The following is a 26433-nucleotide window of genomic DNA, read 5'->3' as shown; positions in this document are numbered from 1 at the left end:
CGGCAGGCGCGAAGTCGGGCGCGAAATCAGGCGGGGTCAGAGGCGGGGTCGGACGCCGTTACAGCCGCTGCACGTGCGTGTCCTGGAAGCCGGTCTCGTACTTCAGTCCGTAGCCCATCATCCGGTCGAAGCCGATATGCGCGGTCCAGATCAGGCCGATCATCAGCGGCCAATCGGCCTTGAAGACGACGCCGGCGAGCAGCAGAAACAGCGGTACGGTGTACGTATGCGCGGCGTTGTACAGATAGGCACCGACTTTGGCGTTGGCGGCGTAGCCGAGCATGGAGACGTCCGGAACGAACAGCAGCAGCACAAAAGCGAGCCCGCCGTACCCGTTCCAGAAATACATGTAGGTGCTCAGCGCAAGGACGATCAGCCCTTCGATACGAATCAGATTTCGGTTCATCGGTTTACTCCCCTTTTTCCGCGGATGACGTTCGAATGCCCTGCAGCATCCAGTGGATGCCTTGCGAGACTTGGGCGTGGGACAGAGGCTGTTCGGACAGCAGGGCCGGGGCTTGCAGCGTCAATCCGTCGAATACGGCTTGAATGAGTCCGGCCAGGCTTTCTTTGGCCTGCGCGTCGAGCGGCAGTTCCAACCGGTCGATCACCTGGACGACGCCGGCGCGCATTTCGGTGTAGATGCCGACCAATTCCGCCGCGAGCTTCTCGTTGTTCACGCTCTCCGACCATAAGCTGACGAGCAGCGTGAACCATTCGGGATTGGCTTTGCGGAATTCGACGACGTGCAGCAGTCCCTGTCCGAGCATCTCCTGGGGCGAAGACTGCAGATCCAGCTTGGCAAAAGCTTCTTTCATGCCGCGGTTGATCATCCATTCCCGCACGACTTCGACCAACAGCGTTTCTTTGTTCCCGAAATGGTAGCCGATCAGCCCCTGCGCCACGCCGGCTTGGGCCGCGATGTCTTTCATGGACGATTTGGCGTAGCCGCTGCGGCCGAACAGCGTGTAAGCCGCCTGCAGGATCGCCTGTTTGCGTTCGTCTTGAGGCGTTGAAGATACGTGGGTCATAAAAGTCTCCTTCATACTGTTTGATTGAACAGTCAGTTTATAGGGATATCATAATCCTGTTTGTTCGAACAGTCAAGTGTTTTGTCTATTACTCCCGTTACCCGTATAGACAGAGCGTGGCTGGACCGGACGGGATCGCTTAGGATAAAAGCAGACCGCGGCTTTGCGTTATCTTTTCGCCGCAGAAAAGAAGGTGTATCCATATGATCCAACGCAGACTATTGGGCAGTCAGGGGCTGGAGGTATCCGCACTGGGCCTCGGCACGATGATGATGCCGGATAACGAAGAATCCGTACGCACGATTCAAGGCGCGCTCGATCTGGGCGTCACGATGTTCGACACGGCCGACCTGTACGGCGATTACACGCTGGGGCAGTTCGGCGGCAACGAGAAGACGCTCGGCCGCGCGCTGCGCGGACGGCGGGACGAAGCGATCGTCGCCACCAAGTTCGGCGTGACGCATACCCAGGGCCCCAAAGGCGATCCGGCGTATATCAAAAAATCGGTCGATGCCAGCCTCTACAGCCTCGGGCTCGATCATATCGACTTGTATTACCAGCATCGTCCCGATCCGAATACGCCGATCGAAGACACGGTCGGCACGCTCGCGGATCTCGTCCAGCAGGGCAAGATCCGCTATATCGGCTTGTCCGAAGCGCCGGCCGACCTGATCCGCCGCGCGCATGCGGTGCATCCGCTGTCGGCGGTGCAGACCGAATATTCGCTGTGGAGCCGCGAAGTGGAAGACGAAGTGCTGCCCGTGCTCGGCGAGCTGGGCATCGGCCTCGTGCCGTACAGCCCGCTCGGCCGCGGCTTCCTGACCGGACAGATCAAGACGTTCGAAGACCTGCCGGCCGACGATTACCGCCGCTATTACGAGCGATTCCAGGGCGACAACTTCGCCAGGAACGTGGAGATCGTATCCCTGATCGAGCAGCTGGCCGCGCAAAAAGGCGTCACGCCGGCTCAACTCGGCCTCGCCTGGCTGCTGTCGCGGGGCGAGCGGATCGTGCCGATCCCCGGCACGAAGCGGCTTGAGCGCGTACGCGAGAACCTCGGCGCGTTGGACGTTGAGCTGAGCGCGGAAGATCTGGCCGGGATCGAGCGAATCTCGCCCAAGGGCGCGGCGGCGGGCGGCCGATTCGGCGCGTTCTGATCCACGGGCGGCGCAGTTATTCGAGCCGGATATTCGAACGGAACCGTCGAGCCGGCCGTTCGGCAGCGCGTTCGGCGCGGATCGACGTTCGGCATGTCGAACAACAAAAAAGACTCTTCCGTTGTGGCGGAAGAGTCTTTTTGCGTCGATTCGTCGACTTGTCGATTCTTTGATTCTTCGATTCGTCGATGCGTCGACTTGTCGATCCAACAAGGTCACGCTTCCAACCAACGAAGTCTACCTTCAAATCTGCCTGCCTGATCCGCACTCGCCCGAATTACCGGGCCGGCGTGAGCTTCACGTTCCCGAACACGGCTTTGCCGGCCGCGTTCTCGCTCGGATTGCTGAGCGCAAGGCCGATATAGGCCCGGTCGCTTAACGGAATCCGGACGGTTCCGACGCGCTCCCAGCGTTTGCCGTCCGCGGAGATCGAGCCGACGAACGTATCGCCTTTGCGGCTCAGCTTCAGCCAGCCTGTCGCGGGCGCGTCCGCCGTGCGGTCGGCCGTAAGGCCCGAGGTCTGCTCCCGATACTGGAAAGACGCTCCATGTTCCGGCGTCAGCACCAGATCGACGTGGCGGGCATCCGCCGCCAGCGATTCCCGGATCGAGAGGCCGTACTTCGCCCACTCGTCCAGGCGGCTCGGCGATTTCACCTGCGCGACCAGCTCCGCGTCGCCGGTCAGCGGCCGGTACACGAAGTTCAACTGATCGGCTTCGCCCCAGACGTCCGAAGAACTGCCGCTGAGCGTAATCTGCTTGCTCGACGCGGCGTAGCCGGCTTTGCCCGGCATCGACCCGATATTGCGGGCGCTCCACCCTGCCGGCAGCTTGGCGGCATAATCGGCTTCGCCCGACTCCGGCCAGCCGGTCCGTTCGTCGATCGCGGCCAGTTCGTCTTCCGTCCACGCGCCGTAGGCGAAGAAGGAAAGCCTCCGCACGTTCGGCACCTGCTGCCGCAGCCCTGCGTAGATCTCCGCGTATTCGGCGTCGGTCCAGTCCGGGTCAAGCGTCGGCACGATCTGCGCATCCGAGCCCTCAAGCTTGCTCTGCACCTGCTTCAGCAGGCCGGAATCCCGGCCGTAGACCCAGTCCGGTTCAAAGCCCCAATCGTCGAAATACGCCATCGGCGCAACGAAATCGATCGAATGCTTGAACTTGGACACGTCCTGCCCGACTTCGCCGAATTCCGGCGGCAGCGCGTACAGGCCGAGCGGCACGTCCGGGTTCGAAGATTGAAGCAGATCGCGTCGCACGTCGGCGACGTAGGCCGCAATCTGGTCCGTGCGCCATTCGTTCCACTGCCGGCGCCGCGGCGAATCCGCTTCGAAGTCGATCGCAAGCGGCGAATAGCCGAACTGCGCTTGGTAGCGGGCAATCGTGTGATCGCTGACGTCCATGTTGTAATCGTCGAAGCGAATCCAGTCCAGCGCTACGCCGTCGACCGCATAATTTTCGACCACTTCCCGGATGATGGAGCGTTCGTACCGCTGCACGTCGGGATGCAGCGGATTGACGAAATATTCGCTGCCGTTCGATCCGGTAAAAGGCACTCTTTTCCCGTCGACGAGAGACTGCATCTGCCACTCTTCATGCTGCAAAAACGCCTCCTGATCGTGAAACTGCGGAATCCAGGCGTGAACCTTGATCCCCGCCGCATGCGCCTGCCCGACGACTTCGCGCAGCGCGTCGAACTCTTCGTAGCCTTCGGCGACCGGCGCGATCCGGCTGTCGTAGAACACTTGGCCGGACGGCACTTCGTCGTCTTCGTCCTGCTTCACGTTCATGCTGATCACGTCGACGCCGCGGCGCTCCGCCGCTTCGACGAAAGCTTCGACGTCCGCTTCGTCCGCGAACTGATTCACCGTGCGGACGACCACTTCCGTATCGAACGGCGGATAATCGCCGTTTTCGGCCGAGACCGGCGCGTAAGCGCCGAGCGTCGATCCGAGCAGCAGCAGAGTGCCTGCCGCCGCCATTCTCTTTTTCCATACCTTTTCCATCTCAACGCCTCCGTGCACTTATGGGGTAGACTTGCCGCCTTGCCTCACCACTGCCCGTCTATGGTCTGTCTATGGCCTGTCAACGGTGTGCCGACGGTCTGCTCAACCTGCCGGCTCGACCCGTCTCTCTCTTCTTCGGCATTCAGTACAGAAACCGCCATAGATAAAACGTCGCGTAAGACTCCCACATGCTCCAGCCGGCGGACCATTCGAGAATCTGCTCCTTGCCGGGCTTGGCGTCGAGGCCGAGCACGTGGCGGATCGAATGATGCAGCCCGACGTCGTCGATCGGAAAAGCGTCCGGTCTCCGCAGGCAGCGCATCAGCACGTAGTGGGCGGTCCACGGTCCGATGCCGCGAATCCGCACGAGCCGCTTCTCGGCTTCCTTGACGCTGTCGGCCGCAAGCAGCTGCTCTTTGGTCAGTTCGCCGCTTGCGATCAACCGGGCGGTATCGACGAGGTATTCGCATTTCTTGACCGTCGTCATGCCGGCGGCGGACAGGTCTTCGGCGGTCAGTTCGGCCATGCGCACGGCGGTCGGGAACAGCCAGTACGTCTCGCCTTCGCGCTCCAGCGCCTGACCGAACCGCTCGACATACCGTCTTTTTAACGTATAGGCGAAGCCGAGGTTGATCTGCTGGCCGAGAATGCCCCAACATATCGCTTCGTACAGGTCGGGTATGCCCATATTGCGCAGCCCGTAGAACGATTCGACCGCCTGCCTAAGCAGCGGATCGGTCTTGGCCATCTTGTAAAAAGGCTTCAGGTCCGTGCCGAGATCGAACCAGTCGTGCACGTATTCGGCGACGCCCGTGCGCAGCGCCGGCGAATCGGCATTCGGTTCTGCGACAAACCGGATCCGCAGCTGCGCATCGCCTTCCGGCGCGATCTCAACGACCGTCGCCTGCGTGCCGACCGCGATCGCTTTGCGAATCCGCCCTTCCCGCAGCGTATAGAGCGCTTCGTTGGTCGCGGTCGCCAGATGGTCGTAGTTCTGCGCGAAGCTGAATTCGTCCGGCACCGGCAGCAGCAGGTCGGCACCGTCGTCTTGCCACACCGGCGAACGGTGCGCGGGCAAAGACCGATCCGGCGGCACAAAAGGCGGCGAATGCGGATGATCGGGGGAGTTGTTCATGGATGTGTCGGCCTCCGTTTCGATGCGAAATCGTGATGAACCGGGCCTGTGACCCGTCATTTCCCCTATTAACCGTTGGCGCCGCCGCCTGAACTCCGCTTTAGGCTTACAGCCGGTAAATCTTGATCTCCACGCCGTCTTCCGATGGCCGACCTTCCCCAACCAGCTGTGCCCCGTTCAGAAAAGACAGCGCTGCGCTGTTCGTGATGATCTTCGGCGTCGTACGGAACAACAGCCCTTCCGCTTCCGGTACCCCGCCGAAGCTGCCGTTGTTCTCGATATACAGCTCGCAGCGCTGGCCGGCGCGATCCGTGCCCCGCAGCATGTAGCGCGCCGACAGCGTATGCCGATCCCCGGGCTGTCCGATGATCTGCGTATCTACGCCGCCGGGAAGCACTTCCCCTTCAAAATACGGCCCGGCCGCCTGTCCTGTAAAAGGGATCATGACGACGGAATCGCCCTGTGGATTCTCGAGGCGCAGCGCCTCTTCCGTCGAGATCCGGATCGTCAGCACTTCTTCGCGTTCTTTTCCCATATCATCCTACTCCTCCTGCTAGAACGGCAGCGGCTGCGCGGACGGGCTTTTGAGATAGGCCGCCAAAAACTTCGCCGTCACCTCAAGCACCTGCGGACTCCAGATACCGGTTCCGTGATCCGCGCCCGCCACTTTATAGAAAAGCGCGTTCTGCCCATGTGCTCTAAGCGCTTTGTACATTTCGATGCTCTGGCTGACATGTACGATCCGGTCGCAGTCTCCGTGCACGAGCAGAAACGGCGGCAGTTCCCGGTCGAGATCCTGATGGATCGGACTCGCCTGCCGGGCCGCTTCGACGTGTTCCTGCACCCGCCCTCCGATCAGCAGCCCTTGCGGGGAATCGGCGGCGTTATGGTCGAGAATATCGTTATGTGCGCCAAGCGTCAGCAGATCGGACACGCCGTAATAATCGACGACCGCCTGCACTTCGTCCGACTGTTCGCCGTGCGCCCCTTCGTTGTAACGGCCGATCGTCAGCCCCGTCATGAGCGAGAGATGCCCGCCCGACGAATCGCCCCAGACGGCTGCCCGCTCCGGGTCGACGCCGTACTGTTCGGCATGGTGCCGCATGAAGCGCAGCGCGCTTTTGACGTCTTCGAGCGGGGCCGGGAACTTCGCGAGGTCCGTATTCCGGATCTCGACGCTTGCGATCACGTAGCCCTTGGCCGCAATCTGCGACAGGTTCGGGAGTGCGGCATAGACGTTCTGGGGACGCCACGCCGAACCTTGAATGAATACGATCAGCGGGAAAGCGACGCCTTCCTGCTGCGGCCGGATGATTTGCAGTCGTCGTTCGGTGCCGGCGTGCGTCGCGTAGACGACGTCAGGCTCGTAGGTACAAGCATAATACGTGCCGCCTTCGGCGAATTCGCCGTACAGGATCTGGGTTCCTTCGGGTGTCTCGTTGGCGGCTCGGCTTGCGGCTTGTCGGTTCATGGGATCGGCTCCTTGTGGGTGGGTAAGATAAATGCTGTGTTTCTCACTCTAACCATAATCGAATTTGCGCCATAATCCAATCTTTACATAATAAAACGCCATCCGCTTAAGCGGATGACGTGCCTGATGAAGCCTCTTGTCTTCTGCCCGGTGTCGGACCGATCGCGCTGCGGCGCTTTTTTACGCGGAATTCAGTTGGACTCGTCGTTGCGCATGAAGTTCTGCTTGTCCAGGTAATCCAGCACGGTCTGCGAGTAGCCGAGATGGGATTCCTTCGTATATTTGGCGATCGTGTAGATCTGGGCCAGGTTCTGCAAGCCGAGCCGCTCCGTCATTTCTTTGAGCTGCGGCACGTCCATGTAGCGCTGCCAGCCTTTTTCGTTGCGCTCGGCGTAAATGTCGAGAATCCGCTCGTCCGTATAGTCTTCGTACTGCTCGTAGTGGACAAGCCCCTGCTGCGGCAGGCGGTCGCGCACCGCGGGCGATTCGGCGGGATAGCCGAGCGAATAACCGACGACCGGCACGACGTTCGGCGGCAGGTTCAGCAGNTGAAATTGTCGAAATGCACCGGCGCGTCGTTCAACTCCAGCCAGCGGCGCATACGGTTGAAGTCGGCGCAGAACGTGAGCAGCACCGGCGCGTCCAGCACCATCGATTGATCCATATGCGGCGTGTACAGCTTCTTGCGCAGTTCCTTGTCTCTTGTGACAACGATGGAGTAGGACTGCATGTTGCCGCTGGACGAAGCGCGAATGCCCGCGTTCAGAATCTCATCCAGCACGTCCTGGCTTACTTCGCGATCTTCGTACTGCCGAATGGAACGGTGTCCGTGTATGACGTCATTGAATTCCAAAGCTTCATCCCCCTGAGCTACCGCTTTTTTTAAGTTTTATCATAAACGAGTTTCCCGGGCGGGGATAGCCGCAGCGGCAAATAAAAAGCTCAGAGGTGCTGCGCCAGCTGTACTTCGAATCCGTCCGGATCGAGTACGTACAGAAAGCGCAGCCGCGGATTCGGCGATACCGGCCCGCGGGCGATCGGAATGCCCCGGTCCGCAAGTTCCGCCATGGCCGCATCCAGCGACTCCACTTCGAACCCGACCGAGATGCCGCTGCCGGGCCGGACGTTGACGTCGCCGCCCTGAATCAGCTCGATCTTCGGCTGCTGCGCGGTGCCGAGCATGGCGATCAGCCGGCCCCGGCTCTCGAAGCGGCGATCGACCGGCAGGCCGAGCACTCCGTTGTAAAAAGCGATCGAAGCTTCGAGGTCGCGCACCCGGAGGGTGAGCCAGTTCCAGGTGAGGTTCATCGGCCGAGTTCCTGTCCTGCCAAGGAAGCCTGGGCGGCCCGCAGTTCGTCAAGCGTCGGAAACGATTCGCTGCCTCCGATTTTCGATACGGTGATCGAACTCGTCAGGGTCGCAAATTCGGCGGCCTGCCGCAGGGCACATCCTTCGACCAGGCTGAATACGAACGCTCCGATAAAGGAATCCCCGGCTCCCGTCGCGTCTACCGCGTCCACTTTGCGAGCAGGTGTGTAGAACGATTCTTCCCGGTCGGCGACGACGACGCCCAGCGCGCCCAGCGTCAGGATAACCAGACTTTTGACTTGGTTGACCAGCTTCCGTGCGGCTGCATGAGCCGATTCCACGGAATCTACCGGACAGCCGCTCATGAAGGCGGCTTCCGTCTCGTTGACGACCAGAATGTCGACGGTCGCCAGGCTGTGTTCGCTAATATCGCGGGCGGGCGCATTGTTCAATACGATACGGCATTCCGCATCTTTCGCCCGCTCCAGAATGTAATCCGTCACGGAAGGAGAAATCTCCTGCTGGAGCAGCACGTACCGGCTGCCAAGTATCGCCGGCAGGCTTCGGTCGATATCTTCGTTCTCCAGCCGATAATTGGCTCCCCGCAGCAGCGTACTGTGGTAATCGCCGTCGGGCAGAACGTTTACAATGCCGAGACCGGTCGCGCCTTCCCGGCCCACGCCATCGACGTTGACGCCGGCGGCCTGCAAAGAATGGATCAGCGCGTCGCCGAATTTATCTTCGCCAACCTTGCCGACCATGACCGTGGACAGTCCGAGCTTGCCGCACTGGGCCGCCTGGTTGGCGCCTTTGCCGCCCGGTCCCTGCGTAAGCTCGTCGGCCGTGAACGTCTCGCCTTTTTGGGGCAGGCGTTCCTGCTTCAACAACAGATCGTAATTCAGACTGCCGATTACGGTTACTTGCGGATTATTCATGTTCGATTCTCCTTTTTTATCCCCGATAATGTTTGACCGACTCGCTCGTCAGCGTCAGTTTTTTGTACGATTCTCCGGAATCTTTCAGGGCCAGGCTGGTGTACAGCGCATCGAGAATGCTCAGCTGCACGATCCGGGCCGCCGCATTTTCGCCGGTGATCGGATGATTCTTGGCCGTGGAGACCAGGCTCATCTCCGATACTTCGGTAATGGGGCTGTGCATATAATTGGTCAGGCTGATCGTGCGCGCTCCCTGCTGCCGGGCCAGCTTGAGAATCTGTACGATATTCTTCGTCGCCCCTGTGTGCGAAATCCCCAGCACGATATCGCCTTCCCGGATCAGGGAAGTGAACATGAACTGCATATGCGTGTCTTTGTAGACATGGGCAAAAATGCCGATCTTCAGCAATTTATGTTGGAAATCTTCGCACAGGATCGCGGACCCGCCGTTGCCGACCAAGAAAATCTGTTTGTCGTCCGGTTTGTCGCGGAAAATCCCGGCCACTTTGTCGAACGTGACGTAATCGACGATATCCAGCGTATCCTGGATCGCGACGATCGCGTTAATCATGACCTTTTCCAATACTTTCGCATTGGAATCTTCCAACGTGAACTCCGAATCCAGATCGCTTTGATCTTCGTCTTTTTGGCCGCCGACATACTGCTCGATCGCTTTTTTCAATTCGTGGAAGCCTTTGCATTTTAACTTTTTACATACTTTCGTGATGGTCGCTTCGCTGACGTTGAGATGGAGAGCCACCTCGCTGATTGTGCTGATCGCCAACTCCTGATAGTTGTTGCTGATAAACTGCGTAACCCTTCTCTCTTTGTTGCCGAGGGAAGGCGAAATGCTGCGCGCGAACAAGATACATTCCTTGCCCGATAACGGCTTATCTTCCATTCAGGATCTACCTCCCTGCTTCCGTATACTCCTTCGATCATAGCATCGTTGTCCGCAGATGAAAACCCCTACATTACTTTTATGATTACAAAAGTAATGTAAAAAGACGTTTATAAAGCTATATAAAATATTATCGGTGTTTAAATTTATTTTTGTTTACACCAGAGTAAAATTACTTATAGACTACAGAGACAAAGCCGTTGCCACGACGTAAGCGTAATCAAACGGCATACCCACACGAAAGGTGATGAATACCGCATGATGTTCTCCACGCGTCTCAATTCATTCAAAGCCCAAAAAGGCTTGTTCTTCCCTGAAGATCAAGAACTGACTACCGTCGATCTGATCCGGAGAATCTCCACGGTCAACGGATTAACCCATATCGAATTGAATTATCCCGAACATTTCAAAAAGAACACGCCGGACGAAGTGAAAGAAGCCGTTGCCGGGGCCGGTCTCGAAATTAGCGGAATCGCGCTGCGTTTCGACGACACGTACCTGAACGGCGAGTTCACCAACAGCAATGAAGAGATCCGCAGCCAGGCAATCCGCGTCACCAAGGAAGCGATCGAAGTCTGTCAGCAGCTCGGCGGCACGACCACGACGATCTGGCTCGCCAACGACGGATTCGACTACTCGTTCCAGCTTGATTATGAGCAGGCCTGGAATCAGACGGTCTCCGCCCTGCGGGAAATCGCTTCGGCCTACCCGTCCATGAATATTAGCTTCGAGTATAAGCCCTACGAGCCCCGCTCGTTCTCGCTCGTCGGCGATATCGGTCTGTCCCTCCTGCTGGTGGAAGAAGTCGGCCTGCCGAACGTCGGCATCACGCTCGACTTCTGCCATATGCTGATGAAAAAAGAAAATCCGGCATACTCGGTCGCTCTGGCCGCACGCAAAAACCGTCTGATGGGCTTCCACCTCAACGACGGATACAAAGACGCCGACGACGGCATCATGCTTGGCAGCGTTCACCTGATGCAGACGCTCGAATTCATTTATTACGCCAAAAAATACAACTATACCGGCTTGATCTACTTTGATACGTTCCCGAAACGCGAAGATCCGGTAGCGGAATGCGAACAAAATATCCGCGTCTACCAAGCACTGGATGCGCTGATCGAGAAAACGGGCATGGACGCGATCGAACAGCTGATCCGGGAAAAAAGCGGCGTAAAAGTGCAGCAGTTCCTGCTCGATGCTTTCCTTGCGTAATCTTTTTTAAACAGCCAAAAAAGCGGAGATGATAATCATGATCGAAAAAATCGGATTACCGAGAAATTTAGTATGGGGATTCATCGGTCTTATGCTGTTCATGATCGGCGACGGGATTGAACAAGCTTGGATCGTTCCGTATCTGGTAGAGGAAGGCATGTCGGTCACGCATGCCTCCCTGCTGATTACGGTATACGGCGTTACGGTTACGATCGCGGCGTGGTTGTCGGGCGTCTTCGTTCAGACGCTCGGACCGCGCAAAGCGATGCTGTACGGATTTATCGCGTTCCTGATCGGAAGCATCGGCTTTATCGGCCTCGGGATGTATACGCTTAACTTGTCTCTGATGATTCCCTTCTATGCGATCCGGGGCTTCGGCTATCCGCTGTTTGCCTACTCGTTTCTTGTCTGGATCAATTACAGCACGCCGCTGGAACGCCGCAGCCGCGCGGTCGGATGGTTCTGGTTCATGTTCTCTCTCGGCCTCAGCGTAGCCGGTCCGCTGTATTCGTCTCTCCTGATCCCCGTTCTGGGTCATGTGAACGTGCTCTGGTCGGGCATCATCTTCACCGTGTTGGGCGCTTTCCTGGCCATTGTCGTCAATAAAGATCAGGTTCCAGCTTCGGAGATTACCAAAATTTCGCTCTCGGAATTCGCGAAAGCGATAACAATCCTCAAAAGGCCAGTGATCGCGCTGGGCTTGGTCGTCAAATCGATCAACGGCTTCGCCCAGTACGGTCTGCTTCTGTTCCTGCCGATCTATCTGCTGGACTTCGGCTATTCCACGACGGAATGGCTGCGGATGTGGTCCACCGTGTTCTCGGTCGCCATCGTCGCCAATCTGGTGTTCGGCTACCTCGGAGACAAGCTGGGCTGGAGAACGACGATCAAATGGGTCGGCGGATACTTCTACGCCGTCGTGCTGATCCTCGTCTACTTCATGCCGCAGTGGGTCGGCCACAATTACCTGATCATGACCGCAACGCTCAGCCTGTGCGGCGTGGCCATGGCCGGTTACGTGCCGCTGTCGGCGCTGTTCCCCATGTTGGCTCCGGACAACAAAGGCGCCGCGATGTCCATCTTGAATCTGGGCGCCGGACTGAGCACCTTCATCGCGCCGGCCATCGTATCGATCTTCTTCCAGCCTTTCGGGGCCGGAGTGGTCATCTTCATCTATGCCGGATTCTACGTGCTCAGCGCGATCCTGACGCCTTACCTCAAGACGCCGGACGAGCTGAACGGACAGCCGGCGGCCAACGCAAAAGCCAAAGTAAGCTGATCGATTTGCGTCCTGTCCTTCGCCTCATACAGGCATGGAGATAAAAAAGCACCCTACATAGGCGTAGGGTGCTTTTTGCTTTTCTGTGGACCGACGAGGAGCGAAGTCATTGCAAAGGCTTCTCGGCGGGGGAATCGGACGGATGCCGCAGAGCCGGCAGCAGAACGCCGTCGAGCAGCGCCGCGAAGAACGGCTTGTCGAACGGCTTGCGCTGGATCAGTCCGCGGAAAGCAGCCGTCGACGTCATGACCTGGCAGGCCATCTCGATATCCGCCCGCCCGGAAATTTCGTCCCGGTCCGCGGCCCGAAGCATCAGCTTGCGGTTCGCGTCGGCCCAGGCATCGAAAATGCCGTCCATGCCCGTCTCCGCGAATTCCGGCTGCCGCAAAAAGGAGCCCAGTCCGGCCAGCACGCTGAACTTTTTTTGCTCGTCCGCGATCGACTGCGGCTTGACGAGCCCCAGCAGGTCTTCGCGCAGGCTGCCCGTATCCGGCAGGTTCTCAAGTTCGAGATGGCTGCGGTTCATCCAGGCCAGAGCGTCCCGAACCAATTCCGGCTTGGACGACCAGCGGCGGTAGACTGTCGCTTTGCCCGCTTTGGCCCGGGAAGCGACGCTGTCCATCGTCATGCCGTCAAAGCCCGATTCGGCGAGCAGGTCGATCGCCGCTTCCAGAATTTTCTCGTCGCGCGAAGGATCGCGCTTGCGTCCGACTTTGGGCGCGGGCGCCCCGGTTGGCGCTTCGTCCGGCTCCGTATGGACAGACTTGCTGCGTTGATGTTCGCTCATGAAAAGACTCCTTTTGAGTTTATATTTCGAAACTATTTCGAAACTATTTAGTTTCGGAACTTTACAGTTCCGTTTTGTTGTGATTTAATGTCATTATCCCATACCGAACGGGAAATAGACAGACGGTATTCCATACCGAAAAGGAGATTGCGATCATGTCGAATCAACAAGTTGCCCTAATCACCGGAGCCAACAAAGGAATCGGGGCGCAGATCGCCGCAGATCTGGCGAAGCAGGGCTTCACCGTGCTCGTCGGCTCGCGCAGCCTGGAGAACGGCGAGACGGCCGCCCGCGGCATCGGGCCGGCGGCGCATGCGTTTCAGCTCGACGTCACCGATCCGCATTCGATCGAAGCGGCCGCGTCCCGCATCCGCCGCGAGTTCGGCCGCCTCGACGTTCTCGTCAACAATGCGGGCATCTCCCATGCGGGACGGCCCGGCAATCCGTTTCCGAGCGGCGGCGCGACCAGCGGCCTGCTGACCGTCGCTTCGCTCGAAGACATCCGCACGGTGTATGAGACGAACGTCTTCGGCGTGATCGCCGTGACCCAGGCCATGCTGCCGCTGCTGCAGGAAGCTCCCGCCGCGCGCATCGTCAATATCGGCAGCACCGGCGGCTCGCTGAGCTGGAACGCCGCGCCGGACAATCCGCACCGCGCGATGTACGGCGCTTATTCGGCCTCGAAGTCGGCCGTGCACGCCGTTACCTTCGCTTTTGCCGCGGCGCTCGAAGCGACGAACATCAAGGTCAACGCCGCCTGCCCGGGCTTCACGTCGACGGCGCTCAACAACTTTGCCGGCACCCGCACCGTCGAGCAGGGAGCCCGCGAAGCGGTCCGGCTCGCCACGCTCGGACCGGACGGCCCGACCGGGACGTTCTCCGACGAAGACGGACCGGTCGCGTGGTAAAGCCCATGCGCGTATTCGTCACGGGCGCGACCGGCTATATCGGTTCCGCCGTCGTCCGCGAACTGCTCGGCGCGGGGCATGCGGTCGTCGGGCTTGCCCGTTCGGACGAAGGCGCGGCCAAGCTCCCGGACCTCTTCGCTATCGAAGAGATTCGGGAGCTTTTCCTGTAGGTTCGATCACACGCCGCACCGTTCGAGCCGCTTCCGGATCGCGGCCCGCACTTCCTCCGGCACTTCCCTGAATGCAACGTCTTCTCCGAGAAACAGCAGCCAATCCGTCAGTTCCGCCAACTGCTCCGCCGGTTGGATCGGAACGAAAGTCTTCAGCCGGGCGGTCGTCTGATACGGATTCGTATAGGAAAGAAACATCTTCAGCGGATGATACTTCTTGAATTGGGCGATCGCTTTGGGGCCGAGTTCCAGCACGAGATTGCAGGCTTCTTCCTGCCGACTCCATTTTTCCGCCATCTTTTTGGGACTCATTCTTTTCTTCGCCCTGTACGGTTCGATCTCAATCAGGCTGTCCACAGGCAGAACCCGTCTTTTTTCCGCTTCCATATCAAAAACTTCGACCTGCCAGACGCTTTTCTCGCGGTACAGATGCAGCAGGTAAACCGGGTAACGCCTGATTTCGCGGCCTTCGGTGAAGGTAATCCACAGATAGCGGTCGGTCAGCAGAATCCGGATCAAGTTCTCCAGCATGGGATGCGGCAGATCGGACAAATCGAGCAGATCGGGATTGTGCGGATTGGTTCCTTCGAACAGCAGAATCCGATTGAGCAGAAGAAGGTCGTCTTGCTGATTGTGCGAGATCAGACCGAGCAGCTTCTCTGCCAAAGCCTGGCGAATCTTGAGATAGGGGAGCTGCTGATTCCGCGTAGCCATAAAAGCGATAAAAAGAGCTTTGATCTCGTTATCGGTAAAGCGCACCGTGGGCAGAATCGAATTGCTCATGACAAAATAACCGCCGGACCTGCCGACTTCGGCAACCAGCGGCATACCGAGAGCTTCGATCTCCCGAATATCCCGTACAGCCGTAGAACGGGAGATGCCGAATTCGCGCATAATTTCGGAGATCGTAAATTGGGAGCGGTTGTTGATGTAGCGCATGATCACGTTGATTCGTTCGACTTTTTTCATGGCAGCTCCTAAACAGTACCTTTTTTTGACAGGATTCAGGTTTATCCTATATCTACCGGGAGGAAAAAACAATTCGCCCGAAAAACGGAAAAGGAAGGTGTCTATCATGGCCAATTACACGCTTGAGAAAAAAGATCGCTTCAACGTTCTGGGTCTGGGAACCGAACTGCTCAGCGATTACACGGATTCTGCCGGAATTGCCCGCGAGAAGTCGGCGTTCTGGTCGGCCGTTGCTCAAGATGGACGACTGGATACGTTAAAAGCCATCTCGACGAACGACTACATTTTTGCCGTGAACGAAGCGGTCAACAACAAGATGATGCACTACGCCGGCGTCATAACCGATGAATCCGTTCCCCAGGAATCCCGGGTGATCGAATTCCCTGCGGGAGACTATCTGGTCGTACGCGGCGAAGGGTCGACGGCCGAAGAACTGAGCCATGCGCTGACCTACGCGGCTTTCGCCGAAGCGCTTCCGGAAGTCAAAGATTTCATCTATGTCGGCGGCCCGAATGCAACGGTCGAGATGGAGCAGCGGGACGGGCGGGTTGTAGGCGAGATGTGGATTCCGGTCGTCCCGGCCTAATCGGCCCGACTTTCTGGCCGACAAAAAAGCGGACCGCCATAAGCGGTCCGCTTTTTTTGTTCGGAAGTCTTAAGCTTCGTCCATCTTTCCTGCGGCCCATAGACGACCGTTATCGTTCCACTGCCCGTACATTTTGCCCGCCTGCGTGTTGAGAATGAATTTGTCCAGCCGGCTCTCGAACAGCTCCGGCTGATTCCGGCAGTTCTGTACGTTGTCGATCCGCACCCGGCGATAAAGTCCGGGCAAAGCCATAAAATTCTCGTACGTCTGCGCATCTTCCCGCAGCCTGCGCTCGATCTCCGGATGAATGCGGAAGTCGGCGGCGTCCATGCCGGGCAGCACCGCCCGTCCTTCATCCGTCATCCGCCCCAACCGCTCCAGCCGCCGGACGCGCTCTTTGTTCAGCTCGGTCCACGAGCTGCGGGCGCTGCGCGGAGACAGCCGCTGCGCCAGCTCCGTGTCCGAGATCTTCCGCTTCACCCCGTCGATCCAGCCCCGGCAGAGCGCTTCTTCGACAGCGTCCAGATACAGCAGCGTGTCCGGCTTGGGCGTCAGACTCACTACGACCCAGCACGATTTCTCGGACCTGCCGTGCTCCGCCAGCCACAGCCGCAGCGTCTCGCTCGAAGCGTCGGGCAGCAGATTGTCCATGTTCTTTTTTTCCAACATACCGCCTCCTCTTTTTCGATCGCAGACGACTTGCGGCTTCAGGATCGTATGGGCCGAACAGGGTTACGGTTGACCGGCGAGCACCTGATCGAGGAATCGATCGGCGTCGCTGTTGAATTTCCAGTGGACGCCGAACCGGTCGACCAGCATGCCGAAGCACGACGACCACGGCACGCTCGACAGCGGCATCACGACGTGTCCGCCGACGGACAGCCGATCGAAATACGTTTCCAGCTTCGCCTTGTCTTCCATGACCAGACTGATCAGCAGGCTGTTGCCCTGAATCCATTCGCCCGTGACCGGCTTCATCGAAGGCAGCACGTCCGACAGCATGATCCGGCCGCCGTCGAATTCCAGCGAAGATTCCATGATCATATTGCGCTCGTGCTCCGGCATCGGGTAGTTCGGGTCCTGCGGAATGTCTCCGAATCTGACCGCTTTCACTTCGGTCGCGCCCAGCGCTTCCCGATAAAATTCGATTGCCTGCCCGGTATTGCCGTCAAAGTTCAAATATGCGATTGCCGCCATAATGGTTAGCCTCCTTCGTGGTATGGGTTTATGATAAGCTACGATAGATGACGACTGTCTGTCACCTTTCCCCAGACCGTTTCAAATAAAGGAGCCTTTATGGAAAAAATCGAACGCCTGCTCTCGATCATCCTGATCCTGCTGCGCAAAGAGATCGTCCCGAGCCGTGAATTCGCGCAGCTGTTCGGCGTCACCAAACGCACGATTCTGCGCGATATGGAGACGCTCAGCCTCTCCAATATCCCGATCTACGCGGTCGCGGGCGCACACGGCGGCTACGGCATCATGGACACGTACAAGATGGACAAGCGTCTGTTGAGCAGCGCCGACCTGGAGAACATCCTGACGGCGCTCGGCGGGCTGGAACAGATCCTGTTCGGCGAAGAAGTGGAGATTACGATCAAGAAAATCGAAGCGATGGTGAATCCGGCGGCACCCAGAGGGACGGTCCGGCTATCTTTTTACGATTGGGCAGGCCGGTCCGAACTTCGCCATATGCTGAAAAGCTGCCAGGAAGCCATCTCCGGCAAAAAAGTGCTTGCCTTCGATTATATCGACAAAAACGGGACGGCCACTCACCGCACGGTCGAACCGGCCGAGCTGCATTTTAGCGAGAACAGCTGGTATCTCCACGGCTTCTGCCTGCAGCGCATGGATACCCGCTTATTCAAGCTGACGCGCATGGACCGGCTCGTATTGGACTCGCAGACGTTCGTCCCGAGAGCGGCGCCTTCGAAGCCGGCAGCCCAAAGCGGTTACCGGCCGGAACTGGCCGACGTCCGGGCGCTGATCTCGCCGGCCGTTCAAGACCGGTTCATCGAGCGGTACGGCCGCCAAAGCGTCGAACCTTACGATGACGAATGGCTGCTGGCCTCGTTCCGGGTGCCGCAAAGCCCGGTCGGCTTTCAATTTCTCGCCGGGTTCGGAACGAACCTGAAAATTACGGAGCCCGCAGACTATGCGGCCGAATTCCGGGCTTACGTGGCGAAGATGCTGAGCCTCTATACGTGAAAACGGCCCGCCGAACGCAAAAAGAGCGGCGTCCCCGGGGACGCCGCTCTTGAACTTGTTTGAATCATGCGACAACACACTTGATTCGCATGTATCGCGATAGGCAAGGCGCTACAAAATTAATGCATCGGTCCCTGCGACTTCGCAGCCGATCCGACCTTGACGCGCTTGATGAAGATCGAAGTGATCAGGCCGATGATCGACAGTACGAGCGCGAACACGAACGCGTTCTGCACGCCCGACGTGAAGCCGGCCAGTTGGTTCTCCGGGCTCTCCGGATTCGTAACCCCGCTCAGGAAGCGGGATTGGCCGGCACTCAGAATGCTGACTGCAACGGCGGTTCCGATCGCGCCGGACACCTGCTGCAGCGTGTTCATGATTGCCGTGCCGTGCGGGTAATACTCGCGCGGCAGCTGGTTCAGACCGTTCGTCTGCGCCGGCATCATGATCATCGAGATGCCGACCATCATGAAGATATGCAGCGTAATGATCTTGGCAAGCGTCGTCGTCGGCGTAATTCCCGTGTACAGGAACAGCACGACCGTTACGATGGAGAGACCGATGATGACGAGCCATTTCGGACCGAATTTGTCGAACAACCGGCCCATGACCGGAGACAGCAGGCCGTTGAGCAGGCTGCCCGGCAGCAGCACGAGTCCGGCCGTCAGAGCCGTAACCGCCATGCCCTGCTGCAGATACATCGGCAGGATCAACATCGAAGAGAGCATCATCATCATGGAGATGAAGATCAGGATCAGGCCGATGGTGAACATCGGGTACTTGAACGCGCGCAGATCCATCAGCGGCTGCTTCATTCTCAGCTGGCGCACGCTGAACAGGATCAGGGAGACAACGCCGATCACGAGCGTTCCGATGACGATCGGGCTCGTCCAGCCGCTGCCGGCTTCCCCGTGTCCGCCCGCGCTGCTGAAGCCGTAGACGATACCGCCGAAGCCGAGCGTCGACAGTACGATCGACAGAATGTCGATCTTCGGCTTGGTCAGCTTGGAGATGTTCGGCAGGAACAGCAGGCCGCAGATCAACGAGATAGCGAAGAACGGCAGGGAGATCCAGAAGATCCAGTGCCAGCTCAGGTTGGCGAGGATCAGGCCGGAGATGCTCGGGCCGCTGGCCGGCGCGAACATGATGACCAGACCGATCAGGCCCATGGCGGCGCCGCGTTTTTCGATCGGGAAGATCACGAGGATGGTGTTAAACATCAGCGGCAGCAGCAGCGCCGTGCCGACCGCCTGGAGCACGCGGGCCGCGAGCAGGATTTCAAAGTTGGGCGCAAGCGCCGCCACAAACGTGCCGGCGATCGAGAAGATCAGCGACGTCGTGAACAGCTGCCGGGTCGTGAACCATTGCAGCAGCATGCCGGATACCGGCACCAGGATGCCCAGTACGAGCAGATAGCCGGTCGTCAGCCATTGAATGGTCGTCGGTCCGACTTCGAGCATCGCCATCAGCGGCGTCAAAGCGACGTTCAAAGCCGTTTCGCCGAACAGGCCGATAAAGCCGCTCAGCAGCATGGCGAACAAAATCGGAAATACTTTATAAGATTGCGTTTCGGGTTGATTCTCTACCGAATCAGCTGTCATTGAACCACTCACGATTCCATCCTCCTCGAACATATCGAACTTTCTCTTTTGCTTCTTCTTACCGGGTTTCTCCGGCATTTTTCGTCACGGCGGCCAGGTAATCGGCGGCCGTGAGCAGCGGCTGTTTGTCCTGATTCGTCAGGCTGATGATCAGCGCGCCTTCCATCAGGGAGACGACCAGCAGCGCCGTCTCGTCCGCCCGCGCTTCGCTCATGCCGTCGATCACCAGATGTTTGGCGATGATCTTCTGCCAATCGGCGAACACGCCCTGGCAGGCGACGCGCAGACTTTGACTGATGCAGGACGTCTCCACCGCGGCCCAGAAGCTGAACGGCAAAAATCCGGTAAAGCCGGCCGCCTCCGTCTCGTACGCCATATCGTGCACGAACTGCTGGATGCCGTCCGCCGTATTGCCGTGCGCGGCGAACGTATCCTCGAACTTTTGCAAAATATGCTCATTCGTCTTCTGAATGCACACATGCGCGAGCTCTTCTTTGCCGTGCGGAAAATAATGATACAACGATCCTTTGGGCGTATGGCTTTCCTTGATGATCTGATTCAGACCGGTCGCATGATAGCCTTGGGAAAAAAAGAGCCGTGCGGCGGTGTTGACAATCGACTCTTTGGCATTCGACTTTTCACCCAACAAAAGCCACTTCCTTCGGAAAAATTATACCAATCGGTCTACATACATTATCCGTATTCGAAGGCACCTGTCAACGCTTTTATTTTTCTCGCCATTTGGTAACGCTCTCATTATAAGCAGGGTCGATTTTGGCGCTTTGAAGCCCTTTTTTTGGAAAATAAAAAGAACCGCTTCCCGACAAATGAACGTGCTCATTTATCGGAAAACGGTTCTGCCTCGTCGGACTCTGTCCGAGAACTTTTTATTATGAAAGAGACTTTTTACTATGAAAAGGACTTCTTATTTCTTGTTAGGAGAGCGAAGTCCTTACTTGATCACGACATACTCCAGATTCACGAGCTTCGCGTAAGTGACGATCTGGTCGGTCGTCAGGTTGAGCGACACGACCGTGTGGTGGCCGCCGCCGTTCTCGATCCAGGCGCGGACGCCGTCCTGGAAGTTCGGCTTCACGCTCCACAATACGCGCGCAACCGGAAGGTTCGGCGCCGGTTCCGTCGGCTCGAACGCGGTCACTTCGTTGATCAGCAGCTTGTAATGCGTGCCGAGATCCACCATCGAGACGACGACGCCGTCGCCGGCTTTGCCGTCGAAGACGAGACGGGCCGGATCTTCTTTGCCGCCGATTCCGAGCGGGGACACGACGACTTTCGGCTTGCTGCCGGCAAGGGACGGGTCCACTTCGAGCATATGGGACTGCAGGATCGCTTCCTGCCCGGCCGCCATCTCGTACGTGTAGTCTTCCATGAAGCCGGTGTTCTGGTTGTGGCTCATGACTTTCATGAGGCGATCAAGCGCCGCCGTCTTCCAGTCGCCTTCGCCGGCAAAGCCGTAGCCCTGCGCCATCAGCCGCTGCACGGCCAGACCCGGAAGCTGCTTCATGCCGTGCAGGTCTTCGAAGTTCGACGTGAAGGCGTTGTAGCCTTTCTCGTCCAGGAAGCGCTTGAGCGCGATCTCGTAACCCGCTTGGACGCGCACGCTGGCTTCCCACGCTTCCTTGCTGTTGTCGCCGTATTCGAACTCGTACAGATCGGCGTATTCGGCCATCAATGCGTCGATTTCCTGCTCGCCAACGGCGTTCACGACTTCCACGAGATCGCCGATGCCGTAGTAGTCCACGGTCCAGCCGAACTGGATCTGCGCTTCGACCTTGTCGCCTTCGGTTACGCCGACGTTGCGCATATTGTCGCCGAAGCGGGCCACGCGGATATTGAAGCTTTCGTTGTAAGCGACCGCGNGAGGTTCATGAAGTCCATGTCGATCGTCGCCCACGGAATGCTCTCATTGTACTGGGTCGCCAGATGCAGCAGCGGCTTTTGCAGCTTTTGCGTGCCGCGGATCCACATTTTCGCAGGCGAGAACGTATGCATCCAGGTAATGACGCCGGCGACTTCGTCGCGGTAGTTGATTTCCTGCATGAGCTGCGTAATCTTGTCCGCGGTCACGGCCAGATCCTGCAGCACGAGCGGATAAGGCAGCACGCCGCTCGCATTGAGCGCGTCCGTCATCTGCTGGGCGTGCGCTTTGACTTCGCCCAACGCTTCTTCTCCGTACAAATGCTGCGACCCGACGACAAACCAAAACTGTTTTTCCGCTGTTCCCGTCATCCCAATCAGCCTCTTTTCATCGTTGAATTTTTTATGGTGAGTTTTTATCATGAATTTTTATCGCGAAATTTGTATCGTCAACCGATCATTTCTGTCCGTAGTAGGCGTCTTTGCCGTGTTTGCGCAAGTAATGCTTGTCCAGAATGCCCTGAGGCAGTTCTTTGGCAAAATGGTTCAGTTGGCGCGCGTACAGGTTCATCTTGCACACTTCTTCCAGCACGACGCTGTTCACGACCGCCGACTTGACGTCTTTGCCCCACGTGAACGGCGCGTGGCCTTGCAGCAGCACGGCCGGAATCGCCAGCACGTCGACGCCGAGCTTGTCGAACGTCTCGATGATGACGCGGCCCGTCTCCGCTTCGTACCCGCGGTCGATCTCTTCCTGGGTCAGGAAGCGCGCGCAGGGTACCGCTCCGTAGAACGTGTCGGCATGCGTCGTGCCCATGACCGGCACGTCCAGCCCCGCCTGCGCCCAGATCGTCGCCCAGGTCGAATGCGTATGCACGATGCCGCCGATCTGCGGATAATGCTTGTACAGCACGGCGTGCGTCGCCGTATCGGACGAAGGTCTCATGTCGCCTTCGACCACGTTGCCGTCAAAATCGACCACGACCATATCGCTCGGCTTCATCGTCTCGTAGCTGACGCCGCTCGGCTTGATGACGAACAGATTGCTCTCGCGGTCGACGGCGCTGGCGTTGCCCCACGTGAACTTGACGAGGCCGTGCTTAGGCAGCTCCAGATTCGCTTCGTATACTTCTTGCTTCAGCTGTTCCAACAAGGTCAATCCCTCCCGTTCTAGTTAAGATGGTCGACAGCCGCCTGCTCGATGGCAAGTCCGGCCCGATAACGCTGGATAAACGTCCGGAAACCTTCGACATCCGACGCGTCCGGCGAGATTTCTTCGCCCTCGACGTCTTTGAACACTTTTTCGCCCAGGAAATGCTCCAGGCTCTCGTCCGCTTCGCGGTCCGTCATGTAAGCCGCGAGCAGCGCCATGCCCCATGCTCCGCCTTCGCCGGCGGTCGACATAACCGAGATCGGCACGTTCAGCGCGGCGGCCAGCATCCGCTGGCCCACGACCGGCGTCTTGAACAAGCCGCCGTGGCCGAGCAGGCTGTCGATCGCGACCTGTTCGTTCTCGGTCAGGATGTCCATACCGAGCTTGAGCGCCCCGAACGCCGTGAACAGATGCGTCCGCATGAAGTTCGCCAGCGTGAAATTGCTTTCCGGCGAACGGACGAACAGCGGGCGTCCCTGCTCAAGTCCCGTGATATTCTCGCCCGACAGATACCCGTAGCTCAGCAGGCCGCCTCCGTCCGGATCGGCTTCGAGCGCCTTGTTCAGCAGGACGCCGAACAGCTTGCCGGAATCCGCTTCGAAGCCCATCGCCGCGGCAAACTCGCGGAACAATCCCATCCAGGCGTTGAGATCGCTGGAACAGTTATTGGCATGCACCATGCCGACCGGACTGCCGTCCGGCGTCGTGACCATGTCGATCTCGGGATACAGCTTCGACAGTTCCCGCTCCAGCACGATCATCGCGAACACCGACGTGCCGACCGACACGTTGCCCGTGCGCTTCTTCACGCTGTTCGTCGCCACCATGCCCGTGCCCGCGTCGCCTTCCGGCGGACAGAGCGCAATGCCGGGCTGCAGGTCGCCGTCCGGGTCGAGCAGCTTCGCGCCTTCCGCGGTCAGCGTGCCGGCTTGTTCGCCGGCACTCAGCACCTGCGGCAGTACGTGCGAGAGCGTCCACGGATACCCTTTGCCCGCGATCAACGCGTCGAACTGCCCCACCATCGCCGGATGGTACGCATGGCTCGACTCTTCGATCGGGAAGAGGCCGGAAGCGTCGCCGATCCCGATCTTCTTCTCGCCCGTCAGCAGCCAGTGGATATAGCCGGCGAGCGTCGTCACGAAGTCGATGCTTGGCACATGCTCTTCCCCGCCGAGGATCGCCTGGTACAGATGGGCGATGCTCCAGCGTTCCGGAATATTGAACTGGAAGAGCTCCGTCAGCTCGCGCGCCGCCTCGCCCGTCGTGGCGTTGCGCCACGTCCGGAACGGCACCAGCAGCTCGCCTGCACGGTCGAACGCCATGTACCCGTGCATCATGGCCGAGAATCCGATCCCGCCGACCGTAGTCAGCTTCACGCCGTAGCGCTGCTGCACGTCCTGCTTCATCTCGCGGTAAGCGGCCTGCAGCCCTCCGAGAATCTCGCTTTGGTCGTACGTCCAATACCCGTCCTTGAGCCGGTTCTCCCATTCGTAACTTCCCGAAGCGATCGTCTCGAACGTCGAATCGATCAGCACCGCCTTGATCCGGGTCGATCCGAATTCGATGCCGAGCGAAGTCCGTCCGCCGGCGATCGCTTCCTGTACGTTGACTTGGTTCATGATGACAACTGTCCCCTCTCCTGTTCCTGCTGGGCCTGCGGTATACAATCCAAAAGTATGCGGTTTCAAAATGATACTTCCAGTATATTTTCTTGTACGTACATCTGTCAATATTCTCTCTTTCACTTTCAAAAAAAGATATTTGTACGTACATGTTATCGTTGACTGATCTGCATGCCGCGGCTGCGCTCGATCCCCTGCCCCGCCTGAATTTTCGCAGCCAAAAAGACACCCACGATTTACTCTTGGATGTCTTTTCGCGTTTTGCCCGTAACGAACTCTTTTACGCCGAGAACTTTTTTTACCATGCCAATCGCTTACAGCTGCTTGATCAACTGTTCCAGTTCGTCGACCCATTTTTTGGCCAGCTCGAAGTTTTTGTCTTTTAACGCAAGCTCGACCTTCAGCTCGACAGCTTTCTTGTTCTGCTCCGCCTCCAGATAGCCGCGATCGAAGTGACGGTTGTAGATCATCTGTCTGAACTTGCGCATGCTCATCTTGCGGACCGTTTTGTTGTCGATGATCAGCACGTAATCCATGCCGTTGACGACCGAATAGAAATCGTGGGAGATCATGAGGATCGCGCCTTTGTAGTCCTGAATGGCCTGATCCAGCGCGATCTGCGAATAGAGGTCCAGATGGCTCGTCGGTTCGTCCAGCAGCAGCAGATTGGCGCCGCTGCCCGCGGCTTTCGCCAACTGGAGCATGTTTTTCTCCCCGCCGGACAGCGATTGTATCTTCTGTTCCAGAATCTCGCCTTCGAAGCCGTATTCGAGCAGATGCGCCCGGATCTCGTCGTACGTCTTGAAGCCGGCGTCGATAAATTCGTTCAGAATCGTATTGGAATCCTGAAGCGTCTCGCCCTGCAGCTGGGAGAGGTACGCCGGCCGGGCTTCGTCGCTGACCTGGATCGCCGGATGCGTGCCGCGGAAAATATCGCGCAGCAGCGTCGTCTTCCCGGTGCCGTTCGGTCCGATCAGGGCGATTTTGTCCGTCGATTTGATCTCGAAAGTCACGTGTTCGAGCAGCAGCTCGTCAAAAGAAACGCTGTAGTCTTCGACGTTGACCCACACGCTCTCTTCCGGCGCCTCGTCCATGCCCAAGCGGATATTCGGCTGCTTGATATCGACGAACGGCTCCTTGATACGGCGCGCTTCCAGTCTCTCCTGGAACCGCACGCGCGCTTTGAGCGCCCGGCCGCGAGAAGCTTCCGAATTGTACGTCGCGATCTCGCGCAGATTGTCGATAATGCCGTCGTAGCGCGCGATCTCTTCGGCTTCCGCCACCGTGATCTCCTGCAGCTCGATTTTCGTCTGGAGCAGGTAGAAGTTGTAATCGATATAACGTCCGTCGAACTCCTGCAGTTCCGTATTTTCGAGGTGGATGATCTTATTGAAGCAGTGGTTGAGCAGGTAACGGTTGTGCGTGACGACGAGCAGCATGCCTTTGTGCGCGTTGATCAGCTTCTTGAGCGCATTGAGGTTCTCGAAGTCCAGGAAGACGTCCGGTTCGTCCATGATCAGCAGATCCGGACGCAGCAGCATTTGCTTCATGACCTGCACGAGCTTGAACTCGCCGCCGCTCAGAGCGGATACGTCCGCATCCCGGAGCTTGATCAGGTTGGCCAGGTTCAGCTGCTTGTTGATCGTATTCTCGTAATTGTCCCCGTCCATCGCTTCGAAAGCGTCCAAAGCCGACTGGGACTTCTCCATCAGCGCATCCAGATCCGACGACGTCGCCATCTCCGCATAGATCGCCGTGATTTCGTCCTGCACCTGGATGAACGCTTCGCCGATATATTCGAACACGGTCATCGGCCGGCTTTTGTCCACCTGCGAGAACTGGCTTACATGCCCGATCGTGAAGCCCGGCTCGATCTCAAGCTTGCCTTCGAACAAATACCGCTCCGGGTCCATCAGGATGTCGATCAATGTGCTTTTGCCGCTGCCGCTCGTCCCGATAAACGCGCAGTGCTGGCCTTCTTCGAGCGTGAACGAGATGTTGCTGTACAGTTCTTTTTGCGGAAAAGAGAACGATAGGTTTTCAACTTTTATCATAATGTTACCTTTCTGTATAGCCAAAGTGGTCATTATTTTTGAGGAGTCAGGGAAGTGCGTTGT

The 26433-nt window shown here is 58.2% G+C and carries 26 protein-coding genes and 2 pseudogenes; 7 read left to right on the top strand and 21 right to left on the bottom strand.

What is annotated here, in order from left to right:
* Nucleotides 1-58: 58 nt before the first annotated feature.
* Both FTE24_RS03195 and FTE24_RS03190 read right to left on the bottom strand, forming a co-directional pair.
* On the bottom strand, nt 59-406 hold the full coding sequence (locus FTE24_RS03195; RefSeq protein ID WP_150234305.1) for a DUF4260 domain-containing protein: 348 nt from the start codon (nt 404-406) through the stop codon (nt 59-61).
* Nucleotides 407-410: 4 nt separating this feature from the next.
* Nucleotides 411-1031 (bottom strand): TetR/AcrR family transcriptional regulator, encoded by a 621-nt coding sequence (locus FTE24_RS03190; protein WP_150234307.1) that lies wholly within the window; start codon nt 1029-1031, stop codon nt 411-413.
* A 206-nt stretch (nt 1032-1237) separates the two neighbouring features.
* On the opposite strand from FTE24_RS03190, the gene FTE24_RS03185 reads away from it, so the two are divergent.
* Complete coding sequence (locus tag FTE24_RS03185) at nt 1238-2188, top strand: aldo/keto reductase (protein ID WP_150234465.1); 951 nt, start codon at nt 1238-1240, stop codon at nt 2186-2188.
* Nucleotides 2189-2465: 277 nt separating this feature from the next.
* Here the strand turns inward: FTE24_RS03185 and FTE24_RS03180 are convergent, their stop codons facing one another.
* The 9 genes from FTE24_RS03180 to FTE24_RS03145 form a co-directional block, all read right to left on the bottom strand.
* Complete coding sequence (locus FTE24_RS03180; protein ID WP_150234309.1) at nt 2466-4190, bottom strand: family 10 glycosylhydrolase; 1725 nt, start codon at nt 4188-4190, stop codon at nt 2466-2468.
* A 142-nt stretch (nt 4191-4332) separates the two neighbouring features.
* Entirely contained in the window at nt 4333-5325 is a 993-nt protein-coding gene (locus FTE24_RS03175) for a DNA-3-methyladenine glycosylase family protein (protein ID WP_150234311.1), read from the bottom strand.
* A gap of 106 nt (nt 5326-5431) precedes the next feature.
* The gene (locus FTE24_RS03170) at nt 5432-5860 is read right to left on the bottom strand and encodes a DUF3237 domain-containing protein (RefSeq protein ID WP_150234314.1); all 429 of its coding nucleotides are present in this window, start codon (nt 5858-5860) and stop codon (nt 5432-5434) included.
* Between the two features lie 18 nt (nt 5861-5878).
* Nucleotides 5879-6796, bottom strand: coding sequence for an alpha/beta hydrolase (locus FTE24_RS03165; protein WP_150234316.1), 918 nt, complete (start codon nt 6794-6796; stop codon nt 5879-5881).
* Nucleotides 6797-6987: 191 nt separating this feature from the next.
* Nucleotides 6988-7320 (bottom strand): hypothetical protein, encoded by a 333-nt coding sequence (locus tag FTE24_RS23145; RefSeq protein ID WP_237401607.1) that lies wholly within the window; start codon nt 7318-7320, stop codon nt 6988-6990.
* 17 nt (nt 7321-7337) lie between these two features.
* Nucleotides 7338-7577 (bottom strand): nitroreductase family protein, encoded by a 240-nt coding sequence (locus FTE24_RS23140; protein WP_442978158.1) that lies wholly within the window; start codon nt 7575-7577, stop codon nt 7338-7340.
* 161 nt (nt 7578-7738) lie between these two features.
* On the bottom strand, nt 7739-8104 hold the full coding sequence (locus tag FTE24_RS03155; RefSeq protein WP_150234317.1) for a VOC family protein: 366 nt from the start codon (nt 8102-8104) through the stop codon (nt 7739-7741).
* The gene (locus FTE24_RS03150) at nt 8101-9039 is read right to left on the bottom strand and encodes a ribokinase (RefSeq protein ID WP_150234319.1); all 939 of its coding nucleotides are present in this window, start codon (nt 9037-9039) and stop codon (nt 8101-8103) included. The genes FTE24_RS03155 and FTE24_RS03150 overlap by 4 nt, the downstream gene beginning before the upstream one ends.
* 16 nt (nt 9040-9055) lie before the next feature.
* Entirely contained in the window at nt 9056-9940 is an 885-nt protein-coding gene (locus FTE24_RS03145) for an SIS domain-containing protein (protein WP_141447742.1), read from the bottom strand.
* Between the two features lie 258 nt (nt 9941-10198).
* Between FTE24_RS03145 and FTE24_RS03140 the strand changes: the two genes are divergently transcribed.
* Together FTE24_RS03140 and FTE24_RS03135 are read left to right on the top strand one after the other, a co-directional pair.
* Nucleotides 10199-11155, top strand: coding sequence for a sugar phosphate isomerase/epimerase family protein (locus FTE24_RS03140; protein WP_150234321.1), 957 nt, complete (start codon nt 10199-10201; stop codon nt 11153-11155).
* Between the two features lie 28 nt (nt 11156-11183).
* Nucleotides 11184-12434, top strand: a complete 1251-nt coding sequence (locus FTE24_RS03135; RefSeq protein WP_415663143.1) for an MFS transporter — start codon at nt 11184-11186, stop codon at nt 12432-12434.
* A gap of 106 nt (nt 12435-12540) precedes the next feature.
* Here the strand turns inward: FTE24_RS03135 and FTE24_RS03130 are convergent, their stop codons facing one another.
* On the bottom strand, nt 12541-13221 hold the full coding sequence (locus FTE24_RS03130; RefSeq protein WP_150234323.1) for a TetR/AcrR family transcriptional regulator: 681 nt from the start codon (nt 13219-13221) through the stop codon (nt 12541-12543).
* Between the two features lie 155 nt (nt 13222-13376).
* Here FTE24_RS03130 and FTE24_RS03125 point away from each other — a divergent pair, with 155 nt between their 5' ends.
* Nucleotides 13377-14129: an SDR family NAD(P)-dependent oxidoreductase gene (locus FTE24_RS03125; protein ID WP_150234325.1), complete on the top strand. Its 753-nt coding sequence runs from the start codon at nt 13377-13379 to the stop codon at nt 14127-14129.
* A gap of 5 nt (nt 14130-14134) precedes the next feature.
* Nucleotides 14135-14254 (top strand): annotated as a pseudogene (locus FTE24_RS03120) (NAD-dependent epimerase/dehydratase family protein); the annotation flags it as partial.
* Nucleotides 14255-14305: 51 nt separating this feature from the next.
* Here the strand turns inward: FTE24_RS03120 and FTE24_RS03115 are convergent.
* Nucleotides 14306-15268 carry a helix-turn-helix transcriptional regulator gene (locus FTE24_RS03115; protein ID WP_150234327.1) on the bottom strand — a complete coding sequence of 321 codons (963 nt, stop codon included), beginning with the start codon at nt 15266-15268 and terminating at the stop codon, nt 14306-14308.
* Between the two features lie 106 nt (nt 15269-15374).
* On the opposite strand from FTE24_RS03115, the gene FTE24_RS03110 reads away from it, so the two are divergent.
* The gene (locus FTE24_RS03110; RefSeq protein ID WP_150234329.1) at nt 15375-15854 is read left to right on the top strand and encodes a GyrI-like domain-containing protein; all 480 of its coding nucleotides are present in this window, start codon (nt 15375-15377) and stop codon (nt 15852-15854) included.
* Nucleotides 15855-15923: 69 nt separating this feature from the next.
* On the opposite strand, the gene FTE24_RS03105 is transcribed toward FTE24_RS03110, so the two are convergent.
* Together FTE24_RS03105 and FTE24_RS03100 are read right to left on the bottom strand one after the other, a co-directional pair.
* Nucleotides 15924-16523, bottom strand: coding sequence for a YdeI/OmpD-associated family protein (locus tag FTE24_RS03105; protein ID WP_237401605.1), 600 nt, complete (start codon nt 16521-16523; stop codon nt 15924-15926).
* A 63-nt stretch (nt 16524-16586) separates the two neighbouring features.
* Entirely contained in the window at nt 16587-17051 is a 465-nt protein-coding gene (locus FTE24_RS03100; protein ID WP_150234332.1) for a VOC family protein, read from the bottom strand.
* A 99-nt stretch (nt 17052-17150) separates the two neighbouring features.
* Here FTE24_RS03100 and FTE24_RS03095 point away from each other — a divergent pair, with 99 nt between their 5' ends.
* Complete coding sequence (locus tag FTE24_RS03095) at nt 17151-18062, top strand: helix-turn-helix transcriptional regulator (protein ID WP_150234334.1); 912 nt, start codon at nt 17151-17153, stop codon at nt 18060-18062.
* 119 nt (nt 18063-18181) lie between these two features.
* Here FTE24_RS03095 and FTE24_RS03090 read toward each other — a convergent pair whose 3' ends face one another.
* From FTE24_RS03090 to FTE24_RS03065, 6 genes and pseudogenes are all read right to left on the bottom strand, one after another.
* Entirely contained in the window at nt 18182-19663 is a 1482-nt protein-coding gene (locus FTE24_RS03090; RefSeq protein ID WP_150234469.1) for a DHA2 family efflux MFS transporter permease subunit, read from the bottom strand.
* A 58-nt stretch (nt 19664-19721) separates the two neighbouring features.
* A complete protein-coding gene (locus FTE24_RS03085) occupies nt 19722-20309 on the bottom strand; it encodes a TetR/AcrR family transcriptional regulator (protein WP_150234336.1) in 588 nt (195 codons plus the stop codon).
* Between the two features lie 306 nt (nt 20310-20615).
* Nucleotides 20616-21913: pseudogene (locus FTE24_RS03080) on the bottom strand (L-arabinose isomerase family protein).
* A gap of 85 nt (nt 21914-21998) precedes the next feature.
* A complete protein-coding gene (locus FTE24_RS03075) occupies nt 21999-22694 on the bottom strand; it encodes an L-ribulose-5-phosphate 4-epimerase (protein WP_141447753.1) in 696 nt (231 codons plus the stop codon).
* Between the two features lie 17 nt (nt 22695-22711).
* Nucleotides 22712-24313: a xylulokinase gene (locus tag FTE24_RS03070; protein ID WP_150234340.1), complete on the bottom strand. Its 1602-nt coding sequence runs from the start codon at nt 24311-24313 to the stop codon at nt 22712-22714.
* A 317-nt stretch (nt 24314-24630) separates the two neighbouring features.
* On the bottom strand, nt 24631-26370 hold the full coding sequence (locus FTE24_RS03065) for an ABC-F family ATP-binding cassette domain-containing protein (protein ID WP_150234342.1): 1740 nt from the start codon (nt 26368-26370) through the stop codon (nt 24631-24633).
* Between the last annotated feature and the right edge of the window lie 63 nt (nt 26371-26433).

It is taken from the genome of Saccharibacillus sp. WB 17, assembly GCF_008634075.2.
GTDB lineage: Bacteria > Bacillota > Bacilli > Paenibacillales > Paenibacillaceae > Saccharibacillus > Saccharibacillus brassicae.
The sequence above is the reverse complement of the archived record's forward strand: the minus strand, read 5'-3'. Positions and strand labels throughout refer to the sequence as shown.

What these genes read in the sequence shown, in the direction of transcription:
- FTE24_RS03105 (WP_237401605.1), bottom strand. Translation starts at nt 16,523, where the DNA reads ATGTTGGAAAAAAAGAACATGGACAATCTGCTGCCCGACGCTTCGAGC.
- FTE24_RS03095 (WP_150234334.1), top strand. Translation starts at nt 17,151, where the DNA reads ATGGAAAAAATCGAACGCCTGCTCTCGATCATCCTGATCCTGCTGCGC.
- FTE24_RS03150 (WP_150234319.1), bottom strand. Translation starts at nt 9,039, where the DNA reads ATGAATAATCCGCAAGTAACCGTAATCGGCAGTCTGAATTACGATCTG.
- FTE24_RS03170 (WP_150234314.1), bottom strand. Translation starts at nt 5,860, where the DNA reads ATGGGAAAAGAACGCGAAGAAGTGCTGACGATCCGGATCTCGACGGAA.
- FTE24_RS03065 (WP_150234342.1), bottom strand. Translation starts at nt 26,370, where the DNA reads ATGATAAAAGTTGAAAACCTATCGTTCTCTTTTCCGCAAAAAGAACTG.
- FTE24_RS03125 (WP_150234325.1), top strand. Translation starts at nt 13,377, where the DNA reads ATGTCGAATCAACAAGTTGCCCTAATCACCGGAGCCAACAAAGGAATC.
- FTE24_RS03140 (WP_150234321.1), top strand. Translation starts at nt 10,199, where the DNA reads ATGATGTTCTCCACGCGTCTCAATTCATTCAAAGCCCAAAAAGGCTTG.
- FTE24_RS03175 (WP_150234311.1), bottom strand. Translation starts at nt 5,325, where the DNA reads ATGAACAACTCCCCCGATCATCCGCATTCGCCGCCTTTTGTGCCGCCG.
- FTE24_RS03130 (WP_150234323.1), bottom strand. Translation starts at nt 13,221, where the DNA reads ATGAGCGAACATCAACGCAGCAAGTCTGTCCATACGGAGCCGGACGAA.
- FTE24_RS03110 (WP_150234329.1), top strand. Translation starts at nt 15,375, where the DNA reads ATGGCCAATTACACGCTTGAGAAAAAAGATCGCTTCAACGTTCTGGGT.
- FTE24_RS03115 (WP_150234327.1), bottom strand. Translation starts at nt 15,268, where the DNA reads ATGAAAAAAGTCGAACGAATCAACGTGATCATGCGCTACATCAACAAC.
- FTE24_RS03195 (WP_150234305.1), bottom strand. Translation starts at nt 406, where the DNA reads ATGAACCGAAATCTGATTCGTATCGAAGGGCTGATCGTCCTTGCGCTG.
- FTE24_RS03070 (WP_150234340.1), bottom strand. Translation starts at nt 24,313, where the DNA reads ATGAACCAAGTCAACGTACAGGAAGCGATCGCCGGCGGACGGACTTCG.
- FTE24_RS03155 (WP_150234317.1), bottom strand. Translation starts at nt 8,104, where the DNA reads ATGAACCTCACCTGGAACTGGCTCACCCTCCGGGTGCGCGACCTCGAA.
- FTE24_RS03145 (WP_141447742.1), bottom strand. Translation starts at nt 9,940, where the DNA reads ATGGAAGATAAGCCGTTATCGGGCAAGGAATGTATCTTGTTCGCGCGC.
- FTE24_RS03165 (WP_150234316.1), bottom strand. Translation starts at nt 6,796, where the DNA reads ATGAACCGACAAGCCGCAAGCCGAGCCGCCAACGAGACACCCGAAGGA.
- FTE24_RS03190 (WP_150234307.1), bottom strand. Translation starts at nt 1,031, where the DNA reads ATGACCCACGTATCTTCAACGCCTCAAGACGAACGCAAACAGGCGATC.
- FTE24_RS03180 (WP_150234309.1), bottom strand. Translation starts at nt 4,190, where the DNA reads ATGGAAAAGGTATGGAAAAAGAGAATGGCGGCGGCAGGCACTCTGCTG.
- FTE24_RS03135 (WP_415663143.1), top strand. Translation starts at nt 11,184, where the DNA reads ATGATAATCATGATCGAAAAAATCGGATTACCGAGAAATTTAGTATGG.
- FTE24_RS03090 (WP_150234469.1), bottom strand. Translation starts at nt 19,663, where the DNA reads ATGACAGCTGATTCGGTAGAGAATCAACCCGAAACGCAATCTTATAAA.
- FTE24_RS03100 (WP_150234332.1), bottom strand. Translation starts at nt 17,051, where the DNA reads ATGGCGGCAATCGCATATTTGAACTTTGACGGCAATACCGGGCAGGCA.